Raw genomic sequence first — 22,634 nt, forward strand, 5'->3', positions numbered from 1 at the left:
CAGAATTCGCTACTATTTCCACCACATATCCGATGGAGTTACTGGCATCGTGCGCTTATGACGAGTGCGGATAAACATCGACTCAATCTTTTGAGCTGCCGATTCGTCAATATCTTGCCCTTCAAGGTAGTCGTCGATATCGGAATAACGAAGACCAAGCTCGTCCTCATCGGCTCTACCTGGGTTCTTATCGAGCAAATCGGCGGTGGGAACTTTCATCGCAACCGATTCTTCTCCGCCAAGGTAGGAAACTAGCGCCCTTACCTGGCGTTTGTTCAAACCGGAGAGCGGGGTGACGTCCGCACCGCCGTCTCCATATTTTGTATAGAACCCTGTAACGGCCTCAGCGGCATGATCGGTGCCAATCACAAGCAAGTGTTCATCTCCAGCAATCGCGTACTGCGCCACCATGCGCAGGCGTGCCTTAGTGTTTCCCTTGGTAAAATCGGTCATCGGCACAACAACGGAGCGATCGTATTCTTGTTCAAAAGCATCAACGGCATCTGCAATATTAAACGTGACCACGCGATCAGGTTGGATGAAACGCAAAGCGGCCTGGGCGTCGTCTTCGTCTGCTTGAACCCGATAGGGCAGACGAACGGCAACAAACGTCGCCTCGTGACCTTGTTCACGCAGACGTTCTACAGCCAGCTGGGCGAGACGCCCTCCCAGACTCGAATCCACACCACCAGAAATGCCCAACACAAAACCCTTTGTTTTAGTGTGGTGGCAATATTCGACTAGAAAATCTACTCGTTTTTCCACTTCAGAGGCAGGATCTATACTCGGGAGCACGCCGAGTTCGTCAATAATTTCTCGCTGTAGTTCTCGCATAGAACGTAGCCTACTCTGGCTGTGCCACAACAAAAAGTCCAAAACGAGTAGCGGATCACATACAACCAGCGGTTTTGGGTAATTATGTTCACAGCAAATTGATCATTTTTCTATAGACGGCTTATTGAGAATGTGCAAGACTGAGTGCAATATCAATAGTATTTGGGTATTAAAAGTAGCACCATACACAGACGGATTAAAGCAAACTGAACTGTTTCGCTTACATTTCGCTACCTACAATGCTTTAACTTTTAACTATTTTTTTGGGGGGTTATATGCGTTCCCGTCTATATCTATACACAGCCACATTCTTAGGTGGACTGTTAGTTTTCAGCGGACAAAGTTCTGTCTTAGCTACCACTGCATCCGCAACTCCAGCAACCGCAATCCAACAACAAGTTGCCAATCCACCACAGCCAACGCCACCATCACTCAAAGATTTAGGTGGAGTTGACAATCTCAACAGCGACTCCGTGAAAGTGATGGTAATCCTCAAGCAACAGCCGGGCACACCGTCGTCTACAACCGAACAAAGCAATCTCGCTAACCAAAGCACACTCCTCAACGACTGGCAGCAAAAATATGGCCTCACCGTTGACCGCCAATTCGGCTACCTCATTAACGGCTTCTCGGCAACGATGCCATCGGCCAATATCGCACGACTCGCAACCGATTCTCGCGTGGAATCAGTAAAAATTGAACGAGTTTACTACCCTACCGAAACCAATGCTCGTGAGCTGCACGGAACGTCCGCTGCTTTCCAGGCTGCAGGTGTGGACGGCACCGGCATGGTGGTATCGGTGATCGACACCGGAATCGACGCCACTCATCAAGATATTCGTCTTGACGACGGAAAATGTGCCGTATCAAAGATCCAGACCTTCGACTCTGCCAAAGGTTTCACCTGCAAAGTTCCTGCTGGTTACAACTACGCAGACGAAAACTACACCATCATCGACACCACCGGCTCGCAACATGGCCAGCATGTGGCCGGAATTATTGGAGCCAATGGCGGCGTTGGCGATTCGCCGGCACCTCCAGGGCGCATTGATGGAATCGCTCCAAATGCTCAGCTCCTTGCGATGAAAGTGTTCTCGAACAAGGGTGGAGGTGCGAGCGATTCCGATATTATTGCTGCAATTGAGGACTCAGTGAAACTCAAAGCAGACGTTATTAATATGTCGCTCGGCACGCCAAACGGTGCCAACAACACCTCCGATGGCACTTTCCGAGCTATCGCCGCAGCTAGAAACGCGGGAGTTATCACGCTGGTGGCTGCTGGAAACGAGGGACTCAACTTCTCTCCTGTTGGTCAAACTAACGACACGATCGGATACTTCGACGACGCCACCATCGGTACTCCTGCCGTATTCACTGACGCTTTCGCTATAGGTTCCATCGATAACGCATCGGTTATTTCGTTCACGGGTTATTGGAACGACGGCGTTTCCGCTGATACTTCCATGCCATACATTCAAGCCACCGGAACGCCTGATGGAACTAATCACGAATTAGTTGACGTTGGTTTAGGGCGCACAGAAGACTACACGACTCTCGGGATTACAGACCTGACCGGAAAATACGCACTCATTGAGCGCGGCACCACAACTTTCGCCGAAAAATACCAAGCAGCTATTGATCACAAAGCTCAAGGCGTGGTGATCTTCAATTCGGCAACATTTGGTAAAGACTTCGTGAATATGTCCGGGATTGAAAGTTTCAAAATTCCTGGCACCTCGATCCATCGCAGCGATGCCTTGCTTATGCGCACAGCCCTCCAAGCAGGTAAAAAGGTAAATATTCGCTTCACATCAGAATCCACCAAAACGATTCCAACAACGCTACAACCGTCGTCGTTCAGCTCGTGGGGTCCTACCCCAAATCTGGACTTCGCACCGCAAATCTCTGGAATCGGTGGCGGTGTGAACTCAACGCTCAACGCCAACCAGTACGGCTACAAATCGGGCACCTCAATGGCGACGCCAAACGTCGCTGGTACTAGCGCGCTATTGCTGCAAAGCTTCGCCAAGCGCTTTCCAACTCTCGCGGGCACCCAAAAAGTTGACGACATCAAAACAGCCTTGATGAACACCGCACAAATCCCGGTTAATGCACAAGGCAAGCCCTTTGCACCACGCCAAGTTGGCGCTGGTCTAGCGCGAATCGATCTTGCACTACAAAATAATGTGTTCGCAACGGTAAATGGCAAGCCCTACGCCTCGCTTCGCGAAGTTAATGCGCCAACTTCGTTTACCGTAACCCTCAACAACCGTGGAACTAGTGCAGTTTCATACACTGTGCCTGCACAAAAGGTACTTAATGAGACTAACGCTGCTCAGCAAGATACCACTACCTCCATTTCTTCCGAGAGCCTGAACGCGAGCGCGCAAACCATCACGGTACAACCCGGTGCCAGCGCGCAAGTGACGTTCACGCTCACACCAAACACCAGCTCATCGCACTATATTGAGGGTTGGGCTCAGCTGACTTCCGCCACTAATGGAGAACCGAGTATCGCTATTCCATATCTTGGTTTCGTTGGAAATTGGAACGCCGAAAAAATTATCGACGACGGTAGCAAGTTCGGCTACGAAAGTTTCCTCGGCTTGCAGTACCAGGGAAGCTACGTGCCCGTATCGACGTCGTCACGATCGTACGAAATGTGGCTCTCACCCAACGGTGACGGAAATCTTGACTACGCCACCCCTGTACTTTCGCTGCTACGAAACGCAACCGAAGCACGCTACGAAATTTGGAACTCAACCGGAACGCAATTCATCACCACGCTGGGTGAAGAAGTCTCAATACGGCGCCAAATCGCCGGTATGGTCACGAGACTTGGCGGCTCGTCCCGATACGCAGCGTCTTCAGGAAACTTCGACGGAAACACGTGGGATCCTCAAGCAGTTGCATACAAGAATCTTCCAGATGGACGCTACACCTATCGGGTAAAAGCCAAGGTAGGAGCCGATTTTGACTGGCAGACCAAAGATTTTTCGTTCGGAATCGACACCACCAAACCGACTCTTTACTTCGGATCTGTGGCCAATGGGCAAGTTGGAGTAACAGTCGCCGATACCGGTTCAGGAATTCTACAGGCTCCAACTGCGAAGTCCTCCAACGGAGCCAATCTCGCAGTTACGCCAACAGGATCCAACACTTATTCCATCGCGCTCCCCACTGATGGCTCGACTCAAATTTTTGCTTACGTCTATGACCGTGGACTGAACTCTACGGTCAGCTCAAAGCTGGTTTCGGGAACGTCAGTGCTGGTAGCAAACACGGATCTATTAACGTCTTCGGTGATTGGTCCGTCAAGCCCACTCGTGCACGATGGGAACATCGATATCCGGGGCGTTGTGAATGACGACATCTCGAAAATTCTTGTAAACAATCAAGAAGTCACTCCTGAAAATGGCACATTCTCCATCACTGTTCCACTAGAAGAAGGGAAAAACACCTTCACAATCCGTGCTTTCGTTGGCGAAGATCAAACTGGTGAGGAGATCGTTCTTTCTCCGACCTACGATTCATCTGCGCCGAAAGTTAAATTCGATCCCGCGTCGCTCACCTCTGATGGGAAGCTTTTGATTGGCGACGACGGTTCGGCTACTGTTTCAGGAACAGTCACCGATTCTCGGGCAGGTGCTGAGCTGACGCTCAATATCAACGGCCAGAATGTTTCGGTTGCCGACGACGGAACGTTCCGTTTCACGATCAAGGATGCGGCATCGCTCAATTCCTTGACCGTCAGCGCCTCTGATCAGGCGAATAACACACTCGCGACCCTCGCTGTGCCGACGAATAACCCCACAGCCACATTCGTTGAGCCTGCAGTGACGAATGCGAACTGCAACGGCCTCGTGACCTGCGTGGTTGATCCAGCTTCGCCTGATGCCACGCCACGAGGATTTACCGTGCGAGGCACTTTAGGTGACGCTAAGCGGATCAGTTTCCAGCCTGGAGATCGTGCGCTCAGCACCGGCGCTTACACGTCTAACACTCCGATTGATGCCAATATGCCAGGAGATGGCACGTTTAATATCACGCTGAATTTAACGACCGGCTTCAACGATTTCCGCGTGCAGGTGTACGACTCAACTGGTGCGGTACACAGCGACTTTGCTTCGTCGTTCCTGTTTGATGTGACTCCACCAACCGTGAAGTTCAGCGATCCGAAGCTCTATGGTGGAACGCTGATCACAAACCAAGACTCGGTTACTTTCCGCGGTTCAGCTTCAGACGACGGTTGGGGCTACAAGCTGCTGTTGAACGATATTTCCGCCAAGGAAGTGTTCGAATACGGCGGCATTGGTCCTGCGTCCAATCTTCGCACCTTTGAACAGAAAATACCTGTTCAGCAGGGTGATCAATTGCTGATTGCCTTTGCGGATCAGATCGGAAATGCACTTTCTGGATTGATCCCGGTGGTGGTAGATAAAACCGCCCCAACAGCAGATCTCACCGGTTTAACGGCCGGATCGCAGATCAATGCTGATACTCCAGTAACTGCTACGGTCAACGACTCCTATCTATCGAATATTAAAGTTTACCTCGATGGAGTTGAAGCGGGAACGCGATCGACACAATTCTCGCAAACCCCAGGAGCGGTTGAATCAGTTTTGATTCCTGGCACGAACGCTCCAGTCAAGGCTGCGGCAACGTCGTCGGAAACAACTTTGCAACAGGCAATCGTTGCTTCTGCTAAGGTGCCGGGCTACCACAAGATTACGGTGGCGGGCACCGACGTCGCAGGAAATACTGTCTCGCGGGATTACCCATACGCAGTCAATCTCGGATACACCCTGCTTGGCCCTGACACTCTGACGATGAATATCACCAGCGACCAACTCGTTGACCAGGCAAAGCTGTATTCAAGTATCGCCGCGAATTACAAGGCATCACTGACGTCCGACGCAGCAGGCATTGATCCGAATGCAGTTGTGACGGCGACGTCGCTCTCCCCGCTCGTCAACGGGCAGCAAACCGTGGTGATCACAACCAAAAACCAGTTCGGTGTACAAACGACTAAATCTATAACACTGACGTTGAATGTGGGTGAGCCGGTGCTCGCTAATACGTCGCTGTCCCTGTTGTGGGTGGAACGCACCTACGATATGGCTGTGGGTGTATCGCCGTCGCCAAGCACTGACCAGCTCGAATACCGCTTCCTCGCCTACGACGTGCAAAATAGCAAGTGGACCGTTTTCCAAGACTGGAACACGTCCAACTGGGCAGGGTGGGCAACAGCTCCGGGAACTTACTGGCTTCGAGTAGAAGCACGCCATAAGGTTACAAAGACCTATATTGGCGATAAGACCATCGCATTCGCCTACCCGAAACTCAAGGGTGATCTTTCCGGTACCACGTTCTCCCTCCTGTGGATTCAGCGTGAAGAGGATATGGCCGTTGGTGCCGCTCCGTCGGTGAACACCGATCAGATCGAGTATCGATTCTTGGCATACAACGTTCAGAAGAACGAGTGGAGACTAATACAAGACTGGAACACAGGAAACTGGGCAAGCTGGAGAGCAGCAAGCGGTTCCTACTGGCTCCGAGTTGAAGCACGAAATAAGGTAACGAAAGCCTATATAGGTGATTCCACCATTACTTTCCAATACCCCCATCTGCTCGACATTAGCGGCACGTATATTGGAAAAGATGGATTGATGATGTTATCCGGTGTTGCGTCATATAATCCTAAAGCGCGCTTTAGAACAGTCATCTACGATCACTCCAAAGGTCAGTGGATCTCACAATCTACCGACGCATGGAAACGGTGGTCTTTGAGCCCAGGCAACTACACCGCATTGTTCGAAGTGTTCACTTCCAGTGGGGAACTCATTGAGCAAAGGTACTATGCTTTCCAAGTTTAGGAGTGAGCTTTCGAGGTGCTTGGCTTAGGTCTTGCACTTAGCTTGCTTGATCTAGTAACAACTGACTATTGAGACACAAACAAGGGTTTGGGCGGGAATGATTCCATTCCCGCCCAAACCTATTAGCATTCCAATGAAAATACAGTACTCTGACACGATTTCGTATAGTGTAAGCCGTATCTAATTCACATTATACCGACTTTTTGTCTTTCAGCTTAGAATATTTGAGCCGATACACAGCATTCATCAAAATTCGATCAAAGAACGAAATTGGTTTCGCTGCAAAACTACGACCCATCGTCGCCGCGAGCGCATTTTTATGCACAACCATGCGCACTGCCTCGGCATCAGACGCATCCTTGCCCAAGTAGTACACAGTCTCAGCACCAAATACAGCATTCGCAAATGGAGTATCGGTCATGCGTAGTCCCACCAGCTGTGCAAAATCGTCCAAATATGGCACGAGCTTATCCTTGAAATTGAGCACTACTGGATCGTCGTCGGCATAAATGACCTCAACATCGTCACGCTTGGCAAAAATATGCGCCGCTTCACTCGGAATATTGGCATCACTACGCTTCCACATCTTCGGCGTGATCGACTCATCGGGAACCAACGAGGTGCGCTTAGCGAACTCCGCCCGGCAGAACTCTTCCACGTCCAACGCAAGCTGGAGAGCGTCGTCTGCACTCGGAGCAAACACAATCATGCCATGCGCTTTCATCAAAATCGCATGGGCACCGGTATTGCGCAGCACTTCCATAATGGCGTTATGAAGCTTCTTCTGCCCCGGCAAACCATAGTTAGCAATCGGCAAAGAGTCACTTCCGATCTTCTGAGCCAAATCTGCCGGAAGCGGATACGGCTTATTACCCAGCGACATCGCCGACGCATACGGCTGATGCGTGTGGATAATAAACTGGGCATCGGGCCGCTCCGAATAGATCAGCGCATGAAGCGAGCGTTCAGTGGTAGGTTTGAGATCGCCGTCGTAACTACCATCCAAACGCACCTTGATCATCTCCTCCGGAACGAGATCGTTATAATCCCTTCCTGACGGAGTGCAATAGAACGTCTCCCCATCGATACGCTGCGATAAATTTCCCCAGGTACGCGCAACGAGGTGCTTCTCAAGAAGCTTTTGCGACGTGGCAATGATGTTGTTCTGAATCTCGAAACTCATGGCAAAACCTCAACATGGGCAAAGACGCGGTCGAAACGACGCAGAGCCTCGTCGATCATTTCTTCTGTGTAGGCCGCTGATGTGTACAGGCGCGATCCAGCGAGCGTGACCAAACCCTCGGCCATATAAGCAGCGCCCATATGCTCCATCTCTTTCTTGCGCTTCGAGGTTTCTTTCAACACGTTCGGAATCGTCCATGGCTTCTTCCAATTGATAGCAAAGTGCATGGTTCCAACCGTTTCAAGGTGGCACACCGACTCTTGGTTGAATGCTACGAACGGCAGGTGATGCTTGCGAATCAACTCTTGCAAACCCAACGTGAGTCGATCGCCCATGTCAGCGGCCTTTTGGCAAGCTCCAGTTTCAGCGATCTCTTTCAAGGTGTAGTAGCCCGCCAGCGAAGAGAGCGGAGTGGCAGCCATAGTTCCGCCAATCAGCGCTTTCTTAACCTTGTCGCCGGTTTGAATGCCCGCAGCGAGGTACTTCATGTACTCTTTCTTACCGCCAAGACCGCCAGCGCCGGGGTATCCACCGGCGATGACCTTGCCAAATACAGTGAGGTCAGGTTCAACACCGAAGTATCCTTGGGCGCCGTGCTCAGAAATGCGGAATGCCGTCACAACCTCGTCGAAAATCAACAAAGCGCCGTAGCGGTGGGCGAGTTCTTGGGCGCCGAGCAGGAATTCTTTATCGATTGGGCGTGTGCCTGATTCTGGACCAATTGGCTCAATGAGCACTGCTGCCGTGCCGCCCCGGAACTTCTTAGCCTTCAGCTTGCGTTCCAAATCTTCAAGTGAACCGGGGAAGAATTCATCCGTATAACGGAAGTAGGTGAGTGGGACGCCGTGTGCCTGCGTGAATTTCGATCCAGGGATACGGATTCCATAGGCGAGCGAATCTGACCATCCATGATAGGCACCGCCCATCTTCAAAACATGCTTATTGCCAGTGGCCAGGCGCGCCACGCGGATTGCTGCCATATCTGCTTCAGTACCCGAGCCAAGCATGCGGAACATGTCGACGTTCGGGATGAGTTCACAGATCAATCCAGCGAGCTTCGCTTCATATTCGTGGAAAAGTCCTGTTGAGGGGCCACAAGTGTTGAGCAGATCGATTACTTTCGAGCGGATACTCTCTGGGTTAGATCCCAAAACCGTTGGGCCACCTGCCTGCAGAAAATCGAAGTACTCGTTGCCGTCGACGTCACGCAAAATCGCTCCCTCGGCTTTATCAAATGCCAGCGGGAATGGATGGTTGAACGCGAGGTTATGCTGCACACCGCCTGGAATAACTTCGCGTGCAGATTCAATCATCGCTTTGCTCTTGGCGCATTTTTTGTTGAAGTACTCTTCTTCATAGTTTTTTAATGCTGTTGGGTTGATCGAATAGATTGGCTGCTGAATAAGGTTGTCGAGTTGTTGCACAATGCTGCGCACGCTTGGCTGATTCATCGACATGGTGACTCCTCATCGAGTTGTTTTGAAACATTTTCAATTTAATGTTATCGCGAACACACTTTTAACGATACCCTAAGTCATAGATAGATTTAGAAATATATCTATCCTTTAACAACGATGTTGAGGAGAATTATGCACCTACTATCGTATGACATCGGCACCAGTGGCGTTAAAACGTGCCTTTACCAGCTAGAAGATCAGAAACTCACCACAGTTGGAAGCTCACTACGCGAATACGATCTGCGCATCTATCCCGACGGCGGAGCCGAGCAAGATCCCAACCAATGGTGGGAAGCCCTCTGTGACTCCACAAAAGAACTTCGCGAGCGATTCCCTGAAGAAATCGACCAAGTAGAAGGGATCAGCTTCTGCTCCCAAATGCAGTCGGTGGTTCTGGTAGATAAAGAGGGAAATGCGTTGCGCCCATCAATGAGCTACATGGATCAGCGAGCCGAAAAACAGCGCCGAGAAGGAATAGCACACGGCATACGCATCTCCGGACTCAACGCCCGGAAAGTATTGGTGAGTCTGCGCCACACCGGAGCAGTGTCCGCATCCGTGAAAGACCCAGTATGGAAATACCTGTGGGTGCGCGATAACGAACTGGAAGTCTTTGCCAAAATTCACCGCTGGCTAGACGTGAAAGAGTACTTGATTGGCCGCATGACCGGGCGTTTCATCATGAGCGAAGATTCGGCTTTCGCTGCTTTGCTCCTTGATGTTCACTCCAAGACTCCACAGTGGTCGAAGCCAGTGTGCAAACTGTTCGACATAAACATGGATCACTTGCCCGAAATCGTAACTTCCACGACCGTCGTCGGCCCTCTACGAGCGAAACAAGCTGAAGAACTCGGCCTACGCGAAGGCGTCAAAGTGATTGCTGGTGGTGGGGACTCTTCGCTGATTCCGGTTGGCGCAGGCGCAACCAAGCTCAACGACACCCATATTTACTGGGGAACCTCGGGGTGGGTAGGTACAGTGACCAACAAACAAAAAGTCGACCTCGGTGCAATGATCGCCTCAGTTACCGGCGCTCAGCACGGCTTTTACAACTATTTTGCAGAGATGGAGACCGCGGGAAAGTGCTTCCAGTGGGTTCGCGATCACCTCGCCCTGGACGAAATCAACATATACCTGGAGAAAAAGGACGCCACAGCCAATCCAGAAGCGCAAAACACATCGCTATACGAGTACATGTCCCAGGTGATTGAGACGTCGCCACCGGGGAGCAACGGCGTCATTTTCACGCCGTGGTTGCACGGGAATCGCTGCCCATTCGAGGATCCAAATGCGCGCGCAATGTTTTTCAACCTCGGTATCGAGACAGGCAAACGCGATATGCTCCGCGCTGTTATTGAGGGAGTTTGCTTCCATTTGCGCTGGTTCTTGGAGACGCAGGAGAGGAAAGTGAAAACCTCAGAGACAGTACGTTTCGTTGGAGGTGGAGCACTTTCGCCAACCACGTGTCAGATTTTGGCGGATATTCTTGGGCGCACCGTTGAGATCGTTGAAGACCCACAAAACGTGGGGTCGGTGGGGGCTGCGATCGTAACTGCCTGCGGTTTAGGGGTATTTAGCAGTGTAAATAGTGGGGCACAACTCATCAAACCAAGCCATCGCTACGTCCCTAACCCAGATAACCGCGCCGTCTACGATCACACTTTCGCCGCATTTATCTCGCTGTATAAGAACAATAAAAAGACGTTCGCAATGCTCAATGGAGGCAGAAAATGAACTCAACAGCAAAACAAGCCGTACTCTTTACGCTGCTCTCACTTAGTGCCGGATTGGTTGAGGCAGGCAGCTTCGCATTGCTCGACTGGCTCACTCCGCTGACGCCAGCATGGCTACAAGCAATCTCGCTCACTCTCTCTGTGATTTACAACTTCACTGTGAACCGCAAATTCACATTCAAATCAGCAAATAATATTCCGATCGCGATGTTGAAAGTCGCCGCTTTCTATGCGGTATTTATTCCAGCTTCGTCGTGGTGGACTGCGGTGCTCACCGACGCTGGCTGGAATGACTACTTAGTAAAAGGCGTGACGATGCTTATCAACTTCGTTGGTGAGTTCATCTGGTGGAAGTATGTCGTGTTTCGCAATTCGGAGGGAACGGCAGTCAAGGACGCTTAGGGTGTTTAGCGTTTTGGGTGCCTGACCGGGGGCACTTAGGGCGTTTGGGAGTTTGACCAAGGATGTTTGGCGTTTTGGGGCGCTTTTAGCAACTAGTCGATATATATATCGAGATGTTGCTAAAAGCGCCCCAAAACTTTACGTTGCTATGCGTCGCTATACGTTGATTGCTATGCTCCCCGCATTGCTATGCGATACGTAACGACGCACGTTACATTGCTATGCCCGTGACTAGGACTGCTTCTTTGGCTTGATTGCAATTCCGCCAATGAGAAGCACTGCACCCAGCACGATCAAGGCGATTCCTGCATAGAGGGCAATCGTGCCAACCAAGTACCATCCATAAGCATTGAGCAGCATTCCACGCAGGGAGTTTCCATTGAGGAAAGTGCTGGTGCGAAGATCATTGAGCTTTGCGATCTTCTGTGCGGTTTCGTTGGTTGTTGCCTTATTAGCAATTTCCTTGGCTACAGCGCCATCGACGGCTTTGTCGTCGAGAGCTGGATTAGCAGCCTTGAGCTCTTTGCCAAGCTTAGCTTTTTCTTCGTTGACGATCTCACCGATTCCCTCGAAAGTTGCCTTTTCGTCTGGAATCTTGGCAGCCTTTGCCGAAGCTTTCATGTGTGCCGCGATGTAGTGATCAGAGAACGCGCGCGCCTGTGGGCCCGTCGTCATCATTTCACCGGCGAAAGGATAGAGAGCATCGGCGTCTTCTTGCGCAATGCGTCCGCCCTTAACTTGTCCGTCAAGGGCGTCCTTTTGCGGCATTTCAATTTTTTGTGCGCCAAGCTGATCGGCCACAAAAGAATGTGCGAACTTTCCGCCATATGCTGCACCTGATCCGATCATTATAAGGGCAATTCCGAGTATTGTTGCGAGCGTTTTATAAATCTTTGCCACCATTACAATTCCTAACCTAGTTATAGATTTTGTGGTTATGAAGAGGCTTTAGCTTCCCCATAAAACGCCTAGCCATCTACTAGGCGTTTATCAACTATCTAAAGTGATTGAAATATCAACTTTATAGTGAACATATTATTGAGCGAAAACTTTGGCACCCAACAGCACAAACAATCTCGCTTTATGAAATCCACTCTTAACAAGAACATATTCCCATTTAATCTAACATGTAAGCATATACATACTTTGTTGGTTATTTATATTCTAGGACTTTCGACTCAATGTTGACCTGTGCCGCACCACACTCTTACCACTTTATAGTGAGACCTTGCTCAAACTTTTACATCAATGCCTAGCTCAGCTCTAACAACAGCATCACCCTTGACTTCCGCGTCGAGAACCAACCGAAAGTTTTACCAAGAGACCCGGCCTAAAACTTTACCAAGAGACCCAACCCAAAGTTTTACATCAAGAACCAGCACAAATTGGGGCGCTTTTGGCAACATCTCAAAATATGTTGAGATGTTGCCAAAAGCGCCCCAAAAAACTCGTTCCACGCCCCGTCCAACACCCACGTCATACCCAATGCCCACATTTTTCGATGTCACAAAGGAGACATATATGTACAAGAATGTACGAAATACATGTCAGAACTTAAGAATGCCTAGTAAACACCCGGCTTTCAGGGTTATAGGACAAATCGTGTTGGTTTTTTATACCGGTCCTTGCCATTGGCCGTTGTGGTGGAAATCGGTCCAGTTCGCTGCTGTTCCCCATCGCTGGATTTCTTCTTGGGCATGGTGGTGACTGGCTCGGGTGAACATGGCTTCGATTTGGCTATCCGTGTAGGTAGTTTCCAGTAACTGCGCTGGCGTGTTAGGAAACTCCGTGTGTTGATAACACCACCATAAAATCGTCTTGACCTGGTGATCGATCGGCATTCCACGATGCGATCTCAACACATGTCGTAAACGCGAGTTCAGGGATTCAATCAGGTTAGACGTTGCAGGAATCGGGTCATCATCAATACTCAGACTCGGATCAAGATAGGTAAATAACGTTCCATGACGTACCAGAGTATTAAGCGAATTTTTAGCACGAATAAGCCGTGCATGAGTGGGAACAATCTGACCGTTCGCAAGGCGAGTTTTCTCAGCAAGGAACGCCTTCCATGCCGTATTCCACACCGCTAACTGACCCATCCATGCAAGCGCTTCCTCACGCGTGTGGATGTGTAATAAGTCTTTCGCAAGACCATAAAGCTCAACACCAGCACGAGTACGTGGCCGGCTCGTGGTATAGCGCTTGACAGTGCTAAAAGCGTGAAAGACACAGCGTTGAATACGGGTAGTGGGCCATGAAATTTTCACAGCCGAAGCAATTCCTGGACCACCATCACATACAACAACATCTGGTGGTGCAATACGTGAAAACAATGCTTGCCACGCAGCCGTTGTCTCACGACGTGCTACATACCAGCCAAGAACATGTGTTTTCGTACAAGCGATCAGCACAACAAGTTTGCGTGACAGATATATCCCATCCACAAAAACCACGTGATGAACCTCCTCAACAACTGGACTCACTGGCCATAACTGCCAAAACTGGTGGAATCGACGCCGAGCATTTCGCCCCTGACCAGGCAGATCCCGATAACGCAGATCCGAGGTCACGAAATTGAGAAAAGCTGCGAAATAACGAGCAGTGACATCATTAGAACGACTTTGACTCGCCCGGCACGACAGACAACGGAATCGGGGCCGACCAGAACCACTCTTGCCCCACTTTTGGGTAACTGAACCACACAATGAACAACGAGGATTTCCCATACCCTCAAGTCAACCGAGTTCAAACCCTACTTTCACCCGCAATACCAACAAAAAACCAGGCCAAAACCAACACGAAATGTCCAACCAAAAACTCGAGCCAAACCGACTTCAAACCCGACTATTGCTTACCACACCAACAAAAACACACCCAAAAACCAACACGATTTGTCCTATAGCCCGGCTTTCACGCACCACAAAGTAAAAACCCCTGCATACAGCCTCAACTGCAATACAGGAGTTCCTTAACCTTTAGTGCTCAAGGGGGGAGTTGAACCCCCACGCCCTTGCGGGCACACGGACCTGAACCGTGCGCGTCTGCCTATTCCGCCACTTGAGCAAGTACTCAACAGATTTCCTGTAATCAAGCAAGAACCTGAACCACATGCCAGCCCACCATCAGTGGTCCGCCGCTCCAGTGACCCACCACCCGAGTGACCCACATCCAGTAGTTCCAACAATCCGGTCTTGCACAACAAGCAATCCGTAGCAACGATCAGCTTACACGCCTACTAAACCGATGTCCAAGTAGACAAATAGAACATACAAGGTGATTCTCCACACCAGAATGCATGGCAGGCCGCCAATTAGGTACCACACAGCAGAAAAACAAAGTAATCTTTGAGTGACTATGCTTTTATGTATTGCAAACCATATTGCTACACCAAAGCGCTAAAACAGATTGGAGCCACGGATGGGTGCTTTCGATAAAATCGAACGCAGCGTCGAGAACGCAGTTGATAACATGTTCTCGCGCGCCTTTCACTCAGACCTCAAGCCAGTTGAACTCGCTTCGGGAATCAAGAAGTCGATGGACGATCGCGCCGCATCAATTACCCGCGACCGCACCGTCGTCCCCAACGACTTCCTAATTAGTCTTTCACCAGGAGATTTCTCGAAACTTGCCGAATGGGGCGAAGATGAGCTCGTCGGTGAGCTGATTGACGTCGCCAAACAACACGCCCAAGAGCAGCGCTACACTTTCCTCGGTCCAATCGCCATCCGCTTCAATAAAGACTCAAATCTCACTCGGGGCAAGATTTCCGTGCGCGGCACGTCAAAACGCGGCGCCGTAGCCCCTGCCACCACCTCCGACGCCTCGGCGCAAAACCCAATCCTCGAAATCGGCAACGACCGCTACGTCCTCACCGGCGCGCTCACCACTATTGGCCGTGGATCGAGCTGCGATATTACAGTCGATGATTCCGGGGTGTCGCGCAAACACCTTGAACTGCGCATCACGCCTGGTGGAGTTATTGCTAAAGACCTCGACACCACCAATGGCTCTTTCGTCGAAGGGCATCGAATCAGCGCAGCAACCCTCGTCGATGGCAACACGATCACAATCGGGCGCACAAAAATCATGTTCTGGACCTCGCCGGAGGGTCAATGAGCACATTATTCATCACGCTTTTGCGTTTCGGTTTCCTCCTGCTACTGTGGCTTTTCATTCTATTTATGCTTATCACTATACGTAACGACGTATTCGGCAACACGGTCACAGATCGTCGTCAGACGCGGAAGAAAAACCAACGCGCGCAAGCGGCGTCTGCAGCGCATGGCAAGAACGCCACGCTCTCAGAAAAAGCAGCCGCACCGCAGCTCAAACTGGTAGTCACTCAAGGCCCCCTCACTGGAACGGCTCTTCCGTTAGGAACCCAAGCCCTCCTTATTGGCAGGTCGCCCGATTCTGCCCTAGTTCTCGACGACGGTTACGCATCGTCGCGTCATGCGCGCGTGTATTACGACGCCGGGTACTATTACGTTGAAGACCTCAACTCCACTAACGGCACATGGGTTGGTCAAGAGCGCATCCACCACCCAATTCCGCTGAATATTGGCACACCGATCACAATCGGTAAAACTGTGATGGAGCTTCGTTCATGACGATTCAGCTACGCTACTGCGCTTTTTCCGATACGGGTCTGGTTCGTAAAAACAATCAAGACTCCGGTTACGCGTCGCCAAATCTGTTGGTGCTCGCCGACGGAATGGGCGGAGCTGCTGCCGGAGACATCGCATCTTCGGTAACAGTGGCACATCTCTCCCAGATCGACGACGTTCACCCCGTTGACGATCTTCTACCAACCTTGCGTCGTGCGCTCTCTGACGCCCATGACGAGCTCATTCAACGTGCAACAGACGATCCGCAACTCGCCGGACTCGGCACTACCTGCATCAGCTTGCTGCGCTCGAATAACAAACTCGCAATGGTACATATTGGTGATTCGCGCGCGTATCTTCTCCGGGACGGCGTTCTCACCCAAGTAACTCGTGATCACACTCTAGTGCAATACCTTGTGGATCACGGAGAAATCACTCCTGAGCAGGCAGAAAATCACCCAAAACGCAATGTTATTATGCGCGCTCTGGGTGATAATCCAGGTGATCTGGAGTTCGACGAATCGGTGCGCGAAGCTGTACCGGGTGATCGCTGGCTTCTGTGCTCGGACGGGCTTTTCGGCGTCGTCTCCAAGGAAACAATCACCCAAACACTCATCAGCTGCACAGATATTGACGAATGTGGTCAGCAGCTTGTAGAGCTTGCCCTTGCCGGAGGCGCGCCAGACAACGTCACGGTAGTTATCGCTGATGTTTACGCAACTGCCGACGTGCAAGACCTGCGCGAATGCGATCGCGGCGCAATCGTCGTCGGCGCTGCTGCCAACAAACCTCTCACGCATTCAATACGAACTGATGGCAAGCCTTCCGCAGCCGAACAGGCAGCGCAGCTAATACCGCCCGTGGAGTCACCAGAAGAAGTGCTCGAAGAAACTCCTCGCCGACGCAAACCTTTAGCTCGACTTGCAGCAATTTTGGGTGTTTTCGCAGTGCTAGGAATCGGCTTAACGGCCGCTTATGCTTGGACGCAGAGCCAATATTTTGTGGCGCCCGCTGGTGAAAACATCGGGATCTACAAGGGGATTCCTCAAAATATCGGCCCTATTACTCTGCATTCGCTGGAGGAGCGCACCGACGTCCGAATCAAGGATCTCACCAAGGTTGTGCAGCAGCGTTTGGAGACGCCGATTACGCGCTCATCGTTGAGTGAGGCACGTGATGTGGTTGCCACGCTCAGCGAGCAACGAGCAACAACCACCGATCTCAATCCGGCAAATCCGTCTAATCCGGGTTCGGGTACGCCTTCTAATCCGGCACCTGGCACCCCTGGTTCCACGACGCCGGGCGCAGGAACGACGACGCCAGGCACCGGCACCTCGACGCCAGGCACGACGCCCAATACCACCTCACCCAATACCACGCAGCCGGGCGTGACCTCCCCGAACACCACGAATCCTCCAGCTTCATCCTCAGGTGGAAACTGATGAGCGTAATTAGCCAACACCCTGCAAGAACAGGCAGAATCCAAGAATTTGGCCTCCTTGTTATCGCATTCGCGCTGGGCCTCATATCGTGGATTCTGGTGTCAATCGGGGTGTCGCCGTCGGCAAATATCCAGGTCATTCCCAACAATTTTGCCTTGGTTGCCGGAATTTTGGCAGTGGTTGTTTTTGGCGCACATGTGCTGATCAGAAAGCTCGCGCCATGGGCCGATCCAGTGCTGTTTCCCATTGCCGTTGCTCTCAATGGACTCGGTCTGGTGATGATTCACCGGATCGACACCACGCTAGTGAAAACGAGCGGGAAAACGGAAGTTGGCAGCCAGCTGGTGTTGAGCGTGGTGGGCGTAGTGCTGATGCTAGGTGCGATTCTGCTCATTCGCGACCACCGCAAATTGCGAAAATATACCTATATTTCCTTGCTAGCAGGTATTGCGTTGCTACTGTTGCCGATGCTCCCGGTGATTGGCAAGCAGATCAACGGTGCGCGCCTGTGGATTCGTGTGGCCGGTTTTTCGTTCCAGCCGGCGGAACTTGCCAAAATCGCATTCGTTATTTTCTTCGCCGGATATTTGATTTCACAGCGCGATAATCTCGCTCTTGCCGGCAAAAAAATTCTCGGTATCCAACTGCCACAATTGCGGCATTTTGCCCCAATTTTGGTGGCATGGGCTGCGAGTTTGGCAATCCTTGCCCTTGAGAAAGATTTCGGAACGGCACTGCTGTTTTTTGGCCTGTTCGTGGCTGTGCTCTACGTGGCTACTGAACGAGTGTCGTGGCTGATCATTGGCGGCATACTATCTACCGTCGGAATTTATGTAATCGTGCAGCTTATGCCGCATATTCAGGCGCGTTTTACGGTGTGGCTGCACGCTCTTGATGGCGATGTTTACGACCAGGCCTACGGCTCTTACCAGCTCGTACAGGGTCTGTTCGGCATGGCTTCTGGTGGACTCTTCGGCACTGGCTGGGGTAACGGTTATCCGACCAAATCCTATGCGTCGAACTCCGATTTTATTATTCCGTCTTTTGGCGAAGAGCTGGGCATGATCGGTCTGCTCGCCATCCTTGGCCTTTACCTGATCCTCGTGTTCCGCGCTTTTAGCACTGGCATTCATTTGCGTGATGGTTTTGGCAAGCTCCTGGCTGCAGGTTTCGGCTTTGCGATTGCCCTGCAGTGCTTCGTGGTTGTTGGTGGCGTGACGCGCGTGATTCCATTGACCGGCTTAGCGATGCCATTTTTGGCACTCGGTGGCTCGGCACTGCTCGCGAACTGGATTATTATCGGCGTGCTTATCCGCATGTCCGACGACGCGCGCCGCCCAGTTACGCCCGTCTCCACACCGCTTTCTGCCATCGACACAGCTAATTTGCGTGAGCTTATTGGCGACGACGCTGTCTCAACTGATGCCGCATCTGACGCGAGCCTTTCAGAACGGGGTGCGACGGCGTCGTCTTCCGTTAATCATGACTCAAGCTCGCATATCAACAACGAGCATATCGACGAAGACGACGGAAACTCCCAGCTTACCGAGGTGGTACGCCTATGAATCCGCCATTGAGAAAACTTTCTACCGTTGTTGCCCTCATGTTTATTACGCTCATGCTGGCAGTGACGTATATCCAGTTCTTCGCGGCGCCCTCGCTGAACGCTGATTCGCGCAATGTGCGCACGCTTTACCGCGAGTATGGCACAAATCGAGGGCCGATTGTTGTGGCTGGTCAGCCAATTGCCCAGTCTGAGCCAATCGACGACGCCTACCAATTTTTACGCAAATACCCCGGCGGAGAATATTACAGCCATATCACTGGTTTCTTTTCGATTGCCCATAACTCGATGACGGGCATTGAGCGCACCGAAAACTCCGTGCTCGGCGGCTCTGATTCTTCGCTGGTAGCCTCCCGAATTCAAGATCTTTTTACTGGTCAGGCTCCACAGGGTGGCGGAATTGCTTTAACGATCAACCCAGCTGCTCAGAAGGCCGCATTCGACGGATTAGGGGATCGCCGTGGCGCGGTGGTGGCAATTGAACCGACCACCGGAAAAGTTTTGGCGCTCGTATCTAAGCCCTCGTTCGATCCGAACCTCATTGCAACACACGACCATAACCAGGCAAAGGCCGCATGGACGGCTCTCAATGAGGCTCAAGACAAACCTTTCCTCAACCGCGCCTTGGGTGGCGATCTTTACCCGCCAGGCTCAGTATTTAAAGTGGTTACCGCAGCCGCGATGCTGGAAAGCGGGATGACGCCGGATTCCACTGTTGATTCTCCAACGGTTTGGTCACCGCCAGGCACCACGGCCAAGATCGGTAATGATGAGGGTAAATGTGGAGATGGAAGCGGTAAAAGTTCGCTTCGCACCGCATTTGTGGAATCGTGTAACACGACTTTTGCCATTGCTGGCGTCAATTTAGGCTCAGATAAGATGGTAAAGATGGCGCAGGCGTTCGGATTCCACAAAGAACTGTCGATTCCACTTTTCGTTCGCCCCTCGGTATTCCCTGCTGCGAAAGACAAACCTACGCTAGCAATGGATTCTTTTGGTCAGCGTGATGTGCTCACCAGCCCAATCCAGATGGCGATGATCGCTGCGACTGTGGCTAATCATGGCGTGGAAATGAAGCCTTATTTGGTCGATCAGGTGCTCTCACCGGATTTGGAAACCATTTCTGAAACGAAACCGGAGGAATTCGGGCAGCCGATCTCCAAAGAGACGGCGGCACACCTGAGCTCAATGATGGTTGACGTAGTCGAGAAAGGCACAGGTACGTCTGCGCGACTCACTGGTGTCCCTGTTGCGGGAAAAACAGGAACAGCCCAAGTTGGCGGCGGCCGTGATGCCCACTCGTGGTTTGTGGGATTCGAAGCTGCCAGCACATCGCGTGTGGCAGTTGCCGTTTTTGTGGAAAACGGTGGTTATGGAAACGACGCCGCTGCGCCGATCGCGCGCAACGTCATCAGGGCGGTGATAGGAAAATGATCAGCATAAACGCATTTTGTAATGGAATTGCAACCATTCCTAGCTACACTTTTTCGTTTTCAACGAGCAGTATTAACAAAGATAGTTATCTAGACGCATACAGGAGCGCGAAACAATGACGGACATTCCACGCATCCTCGGTGGACGATACGAAGTTGGCGACCTCATCGGTCGCGGTGGTATGGCGCAGGTGCATATCGGATATGACACTCGCCTTTCCCGTACCGTTGCAATCAAGGTGCTACGCGCCGATCTTGCAGCTGATCCAACATTCCTCGCACGTTTCCGCCGTGAAGCACAGTCGGCTGCGGCTCTCAACCACCCTGCGATCGTGGCTGTATATGACACGTCTGAGGAGCATGTGACGACTGCTGCTGGCCGCACGCTCGCGCTACCGTATATCGTGATGGAGTATGTGCGAGGTAGCACTGTTTCCAAGCTGCTCTCTAATGGTCAAGCTCTGCCGATTGATGAAGCGGTGCAGGTAGTGGCCGGTGTGCTTTCCGCTCTTGAGTATTCCCACCAAGAGGGGATCATTCACCGCGATATTAAACCGGGCAATATCATGATGACCCAAGATGGCAAGGTCAAAGTGATGGACTTTGGAATTGCGCGGGCTATCGCCGATTCAGCAGCTACCATGACGTCTACCAACTCGGTTGTTGGTACTGCGCAGTATCTTTCCCCAGAGCAAGCACGCGGTGAAGTAGTTGACACTCGCTCGGATTTGTATTCTACTGGCTGCTTGCTTTACGAACTTTTGACTGGTAAACCGCCGTTCCAAGGCGATTCGGCCGTCGCTGTGGCATATCAGCATGTGTCTGAGACGCCGAAGCCCGCCTCTCAGATCGCTCCAGATATTCCTGATGCGATTGATCGCGTGGTGATGAAATCGCTCGCGAAAAAGCGCGAAGACCGCTATCAGAACGCTGCTGAAATGCGACTTGAGTTATTGCGTGCCGCACGTGGCGGAGCAGTATTGGCACCCGACGTCGATACGTGGCAGACGCGCGTCGTCCCCACTCCTCCGCGACCTTCTGACGCGACGACGGTGGCACCAGCTTACGTTCCCACAGGAGCAGCAGCGATGACGCATACGCAAACGGGTATGACGCCGGTGGCAGAGGAAGAGAAGCCGAAAAAGAAGAAGGGGTGGATTATCACTCTGATCGTTTTCCTGCTTTTGCTTGCTGCCGCTGGTATTACCTATGCTCTCACCCGCGATAATACTGAAACTCCTAGCACTCCTGCCGTAGTGAAAGTTGATGTGCCAGATTTGGCAAATGCAGATCAGGCCGGGGCGCGCAAGACGCTGGAAAGTGCTGGATTGAAATTCGTGCTGGGTGACCCGGTTAATGACGATAAGATCCCAGTTGGGCGCTTTGTTTCTTCTGATCCGGCGACGGGAACTTCGGTTGATAAGGGCACAAAAGTCACTGTGCATTTCTCGGCAGGTCCAGGATCAGTGACGGTACCAACGTTGAATACGGGTCGAATCACAGAAGAGCAGGCGCGCGCTGAGCTTGAGAAATTAGGTTTGGTGGTAGGCAGTGTGGAGACCACGAACCAGGCAGGTACCCAAAAAGGTATCGTGATCGACACTGAGCCAAGTGCAGGCAGCAGCGTTTCCAAGGGAACGGCGATCCACCTGTATGTGGCCTCAGGAAAAATTGAGCTGCCAAATCTGGTAGGAAAGACGCAAGAGGATGCGATTAACAGCTTGTCGGCGCTGCATCTGACGTATAACACCGAGCGTGTTGCGAGCGATCAGCCGAAGAACACTGTGATCAAGCAAGATCCTTTGGCTGGTCCTGTTGATGTGACGGCGCGCATCACCTTACAAATCTCTGATGGGCCAGCTCCGACGCCGGCACCTACGCCAACGCCTACTCCTCCTACGCCTAAACCTCCAGCTCCTGGCGATAATACGAATAACGGAACTGGCAAATAGCAGGTAGATTAGTTGCCGCTTCGGCTAGTTGAGGCTGGAGGGCTCTGGCCGGCCAGTTTGACGCTTGCCAATCTGTTTGACGGTTGCAGGCCTAGTTAAGGCTGGCCGGCCTGTTTCAGGCTCATGAGCAGCATAGGTACTTTGGATG

14 protein-coding genes and 1 tRNA gene are annotated in these 22,634 nt (G+C 51.6%); 9 read left to right on the plus strand and 6 right to left on the minus strand.

Annotated features, from left to right (window positions below):
- Positions 1-12 precede the first annotated feature (12 nt).
- The gene (gene nadE / locus JOD55_RS01210) at positions 13-834 is read right to left on the minus strand and encodes an ammonia-dependent NAD(+) synthetase (protein WP_204397937.1); all 822 of its coding nucleotides are present in this window, start codon (positions 832-834) and stop codon (positions 13-15) included.
- 275 nt (positions 835-1,109) lie between these two features.
- Between nadE and JOD55_RS01215 the strand changes: the two genes are divergently transcribed.
- The gene (locus tag JOD55_RS01215) at positions 1,110-6,710 is read left to right on the plus strand and encodes a S8 family serine peptidase (protein ID WP_204397938.1); all 5,601 of its coding nucleotides are present in this window, start codon (positions 1,110-1,112) and stop codon (positions 6,708-6,710) included.
- A gap of 190 nt (positions 6,711-6,900) precedes the next feature.
- On the opposite strand, the gene JOD55_RS01220 is transcribed toward JOD55_RS01215, so the two are convergent.
- A complete protein-coding gene (locus JOD55_RS01220; RefSeq protein ID WP_204397939.1) occupies positions 6,901-7,893 on the minus strand; it encodes a class II aldolase/adducin family protein in 993 nt (330 codons plus the stop codon).
- Positions 7,890-9,350 (minus strand): aspartate aminotransferase family protein, encoded by a 1,461-nt coding sequence (locus JOD55_RS01225; RefSeq protein WP_204397940.1) that lies wholly within the window; start codon positions 9,348-9,350, stop codon positions 7,890-7,892. Before JOD55_RS01225 ends, JOD55_RS01220 begins: the two co-directional genes overlap by 4 nt.
- A gap of 132 nt (positions 9,351-9,482) precedes the next feature.
- Between JOD55_RS01225 and JOD55_RS01230 the strand changes: the two genes are divergently transcribed.
- Entirely contained in the window at positions 9,483-11,084 is a 1,602-nt protein-coding gene (locus JOD55_RS01230; protein WP_204397941.1) for a xylulokinase, read from the plus strand.
- Positions 11,081-11,485 (plus strand): GtrA family protein, encoded by a 405-nt coding sequence (locus tag JOD55_RS01235; protein ID WP_204397942.1) that lies wholly within the window; start codon positions 11,081-11,083, stop codon positions 11,483-11,485. The genes JOD55_RS01230 and JOD55_RS01235 overlap by 4 nt, the downstream gene beginning before the upstream one ends.
- A 231-nt stretch (positions 11,486-11,716) precedes the next feature.
- Here the strand turns inward: JOD55_RS01235 and JOD55_RS01240 are convergent, their stop codons facing one another.
- From JOD55_RS01240 to JOD55_RS01250, 3 genes are all read right to left on the minus strand, one after another.
- Positions 11,717-12,388: a hypothetical protein gene (locus JOD55_RS01240; RefSeq protein ID WP_204397944.1), complete on the minus strand. Its 672-nt coding sequence runs from the start codon at positions 12,386-12,388 to the stop codon at positions 11,717-11,719.
- A 710-nt stretch (positions 12,389-13,098) separates the two neighbouring features.
- Positions 13,099-14,214 carry an IS1249 family transposase gene (locus JOD55_RS01245; protein ID WP_204397472.1) on the minus strand — a complete coding sequence of 372 codons (1,116 nt, stop codon included), beginning with the start codon at positions 14,212-14,214 and terminating at the stop codon, positions 13,099-13,101.
- Between the two features lie 253 nt (positions 14,215-14,467).
- A tRNA-Leu gene (locus tag JOD55_RS01250) sits at positions 14,468-14,551 on the minus strand.
- 354 nt (positions 14,552-14,905) lie between these two features.
- Between JOD55_RS01250 and JOD55_RS01255 the strand changes: the two genes are divergently transcribed.
- The 6 genes from JOD55_RS01255 to pknB all read left to right on the plus strand — a co-directional run bounded on the left by JOD55_RS01255 (position 14,906) and on the right by pknB (position 22,486).
- The gene (locus JOD55_RS01255) at positions 14,906-15,604 is read left to right on the plus strand and encodes an FhaA domain-containing protein (protein WP_204397946.1); all 699 of its coding nucleotides are present in this window, start codon (positions 14,906-14,908) and stop codon (positions 15,602-15,604) included.
- A complete protein-coding gene (locus JOD55_RS01260) occupies positions 15,601-16,098 on the plus strand; it encodes an FHA domain-containing protein FhaB/FipA (protein WP_204397948.1) in 498 nt (165 codons plus the stop codon). The genes JOD55_RS01255 and JOD55_RS01260 overlap by 4 nt, the downstream gene beginning before the upstream one ends.
- Positions 16,095-17,537: a PP2C family protein-serine/threonine phosphatase gene (locus JOD55_RS01265; RefSeq protein ID WP_204397950.1), complete on the plus strand. Its 1,443-nt coding sequence runs from the start codon at positions 16,095-16,097 to the stop codon at positions 17,535-17,537. The genes JOD55_RS01260 and JOD55_RS01265 overlap by 4 nt, the downstream gene beginning before the upstream one ends.
- A complete protein-coding gene (locus JOD55_RS01270) occupies positions 17,537-19,102 on the plus strand; it encodes an FtsW/RodA/SpoVE family cell cycle protein (protein ID WP_204397952.1) in 1,566 nt (521 codons plus the stop codon). Before JOD55_RS01265 ends, JOD55_RS01270 begins: the two co-directional genes overlap by 1 nt.
- Positions 19,099-20,535: a peptidoglycan D,D-transpeptidase FtsI family protein gene (locus JOD55_RS01275; protein WP_204397954.1), complete on the plus strand. Its 1,437-nt coding sequence runs from the start codon at positions 19,099-19,101 to the stop codon at positions 20,533-20,535. The genes JOD55_RS01270 and JOD55_RS01275 overlap by 4 nt, the downstream gene beginning before the upstream one ends.
- Before the next feature lie 115 nt (positions 20,536-20,650).
- A complete protein-coding gene (pknB, locus tag JOD55_RS01280; protein ID WP_204397955.1) occupies positions 20,651-22,486 on the plus strand; it encodes a Stk1 family PASTA domain-containing Ser/Thr kinase in 1,836 nt (611 codons plus the stop codon).
- Positions 22,487-22,634: the final 148 nt, after the last annotated feature.

This window comes from Arcanobacterium pluranimalium (assembly GCF_016907845.1).
In the GTDB taxonomy this organism is placed as follows: domain Bacteria; phylum Actinomycetota; class Actinomycetes; order Actinomycetales; family Actinomycetaceae; genus Arcanobacterium_A; species Arcanobacterium_A pluranimalium.

Coding starts and splice junctions, on each gene's coding strand:
- JOD55_RS01230 (WP_204397941.1), top strand. CDS start 9,483: ATGCACCTACTATCGTATGACATCGGCACCAGTGGCGTTAAAACGTGC.
- pknB (WP_204397955.1), top strand. CDS start 20,651: ATGACGGACATTCCACGCATCCTCGGTGGACGATACGAAGTTGGCGAC.
- JOD55_RS01260 (WP_204397948.1), top strand. CDS start 15,601: ATGAGCACATTATTCATCACGCTTTTGCGTTTCGGTTTCCTCCTGCTA.
- JOD55_RS01215 (WP_204397938.1), top strand. CDS start 1,110: ATGCGTTCCCGTCTATATCTATACACAGCCACATTCTTAGGTGGACTG.
- JOD55_RS01225 (WP_204397940.1), bottom strand. CDS start 9,350: ATGTCGATGAATCAGCCAAGCGTGCGCAGCATTGTGCAACAACTCGAC.
- JOD55_RS01245 (WP_204397472.1), bottom strand. CDS start 14,214: ATGGGAAATCCTCGTTGTTCATTGTGTGGTTCAGTTACCCAAAAGTGG.
- nadE (WP_204397937.1), bottom strand. CDS start 834: ATGCGAGAACTACAGCGAGAAATTATTGACGAACTCGGCGTGCTCCCG.
- JOD55_RS01265 (WP_204397950.1), top strand. CDS start 16,095: ATGACGATTCAGCTACGCTACTGCGCTTTTTCCGATACGGGTCTGGTT.
- JOD55_RS01220 (WP_204397939.1), bottom strand. CDS start 7,893: ATGAGTTTCGAGATTCAGAACAACATCATTGCCACGTCGCAAAAGCTT.
- JOD55_RS01255 (WP_204397946.1), top strand. CDS start 14,906: ATGGGTGCTTTCGATAAAATCGAACGCAGCGTCGAGAACGCAGTTGAT.
- JOD55_RS01270 (WP_204397952.1), top strand. CDS start 17,537: ATGAGCGTAATTAGCCAACACCCTGCAAGAACAGGCAGAATCCAAGAA.
- JOD55_RS01275 (WP_204397954.1), top strand. CDS start 19,099: ATGAATCCGCCATTGAGAAAACTTTCTACCGTTGTTGCCCTCATGTTT.
- JOD55_RS01240 (WP_204397944.1), bottom strand. CDS start 12,388: ATGGTGGCAAAGATTTATAAAACGCTCGCAACAATACTCGGAATTGCC.
- JOD55_RS01235 (WP_204397942.1), top strand. CDS start 11,081: ATGAACTCAACAGCAAAACAAGCCGTACTCTTTACGCTGCTCTCACTT.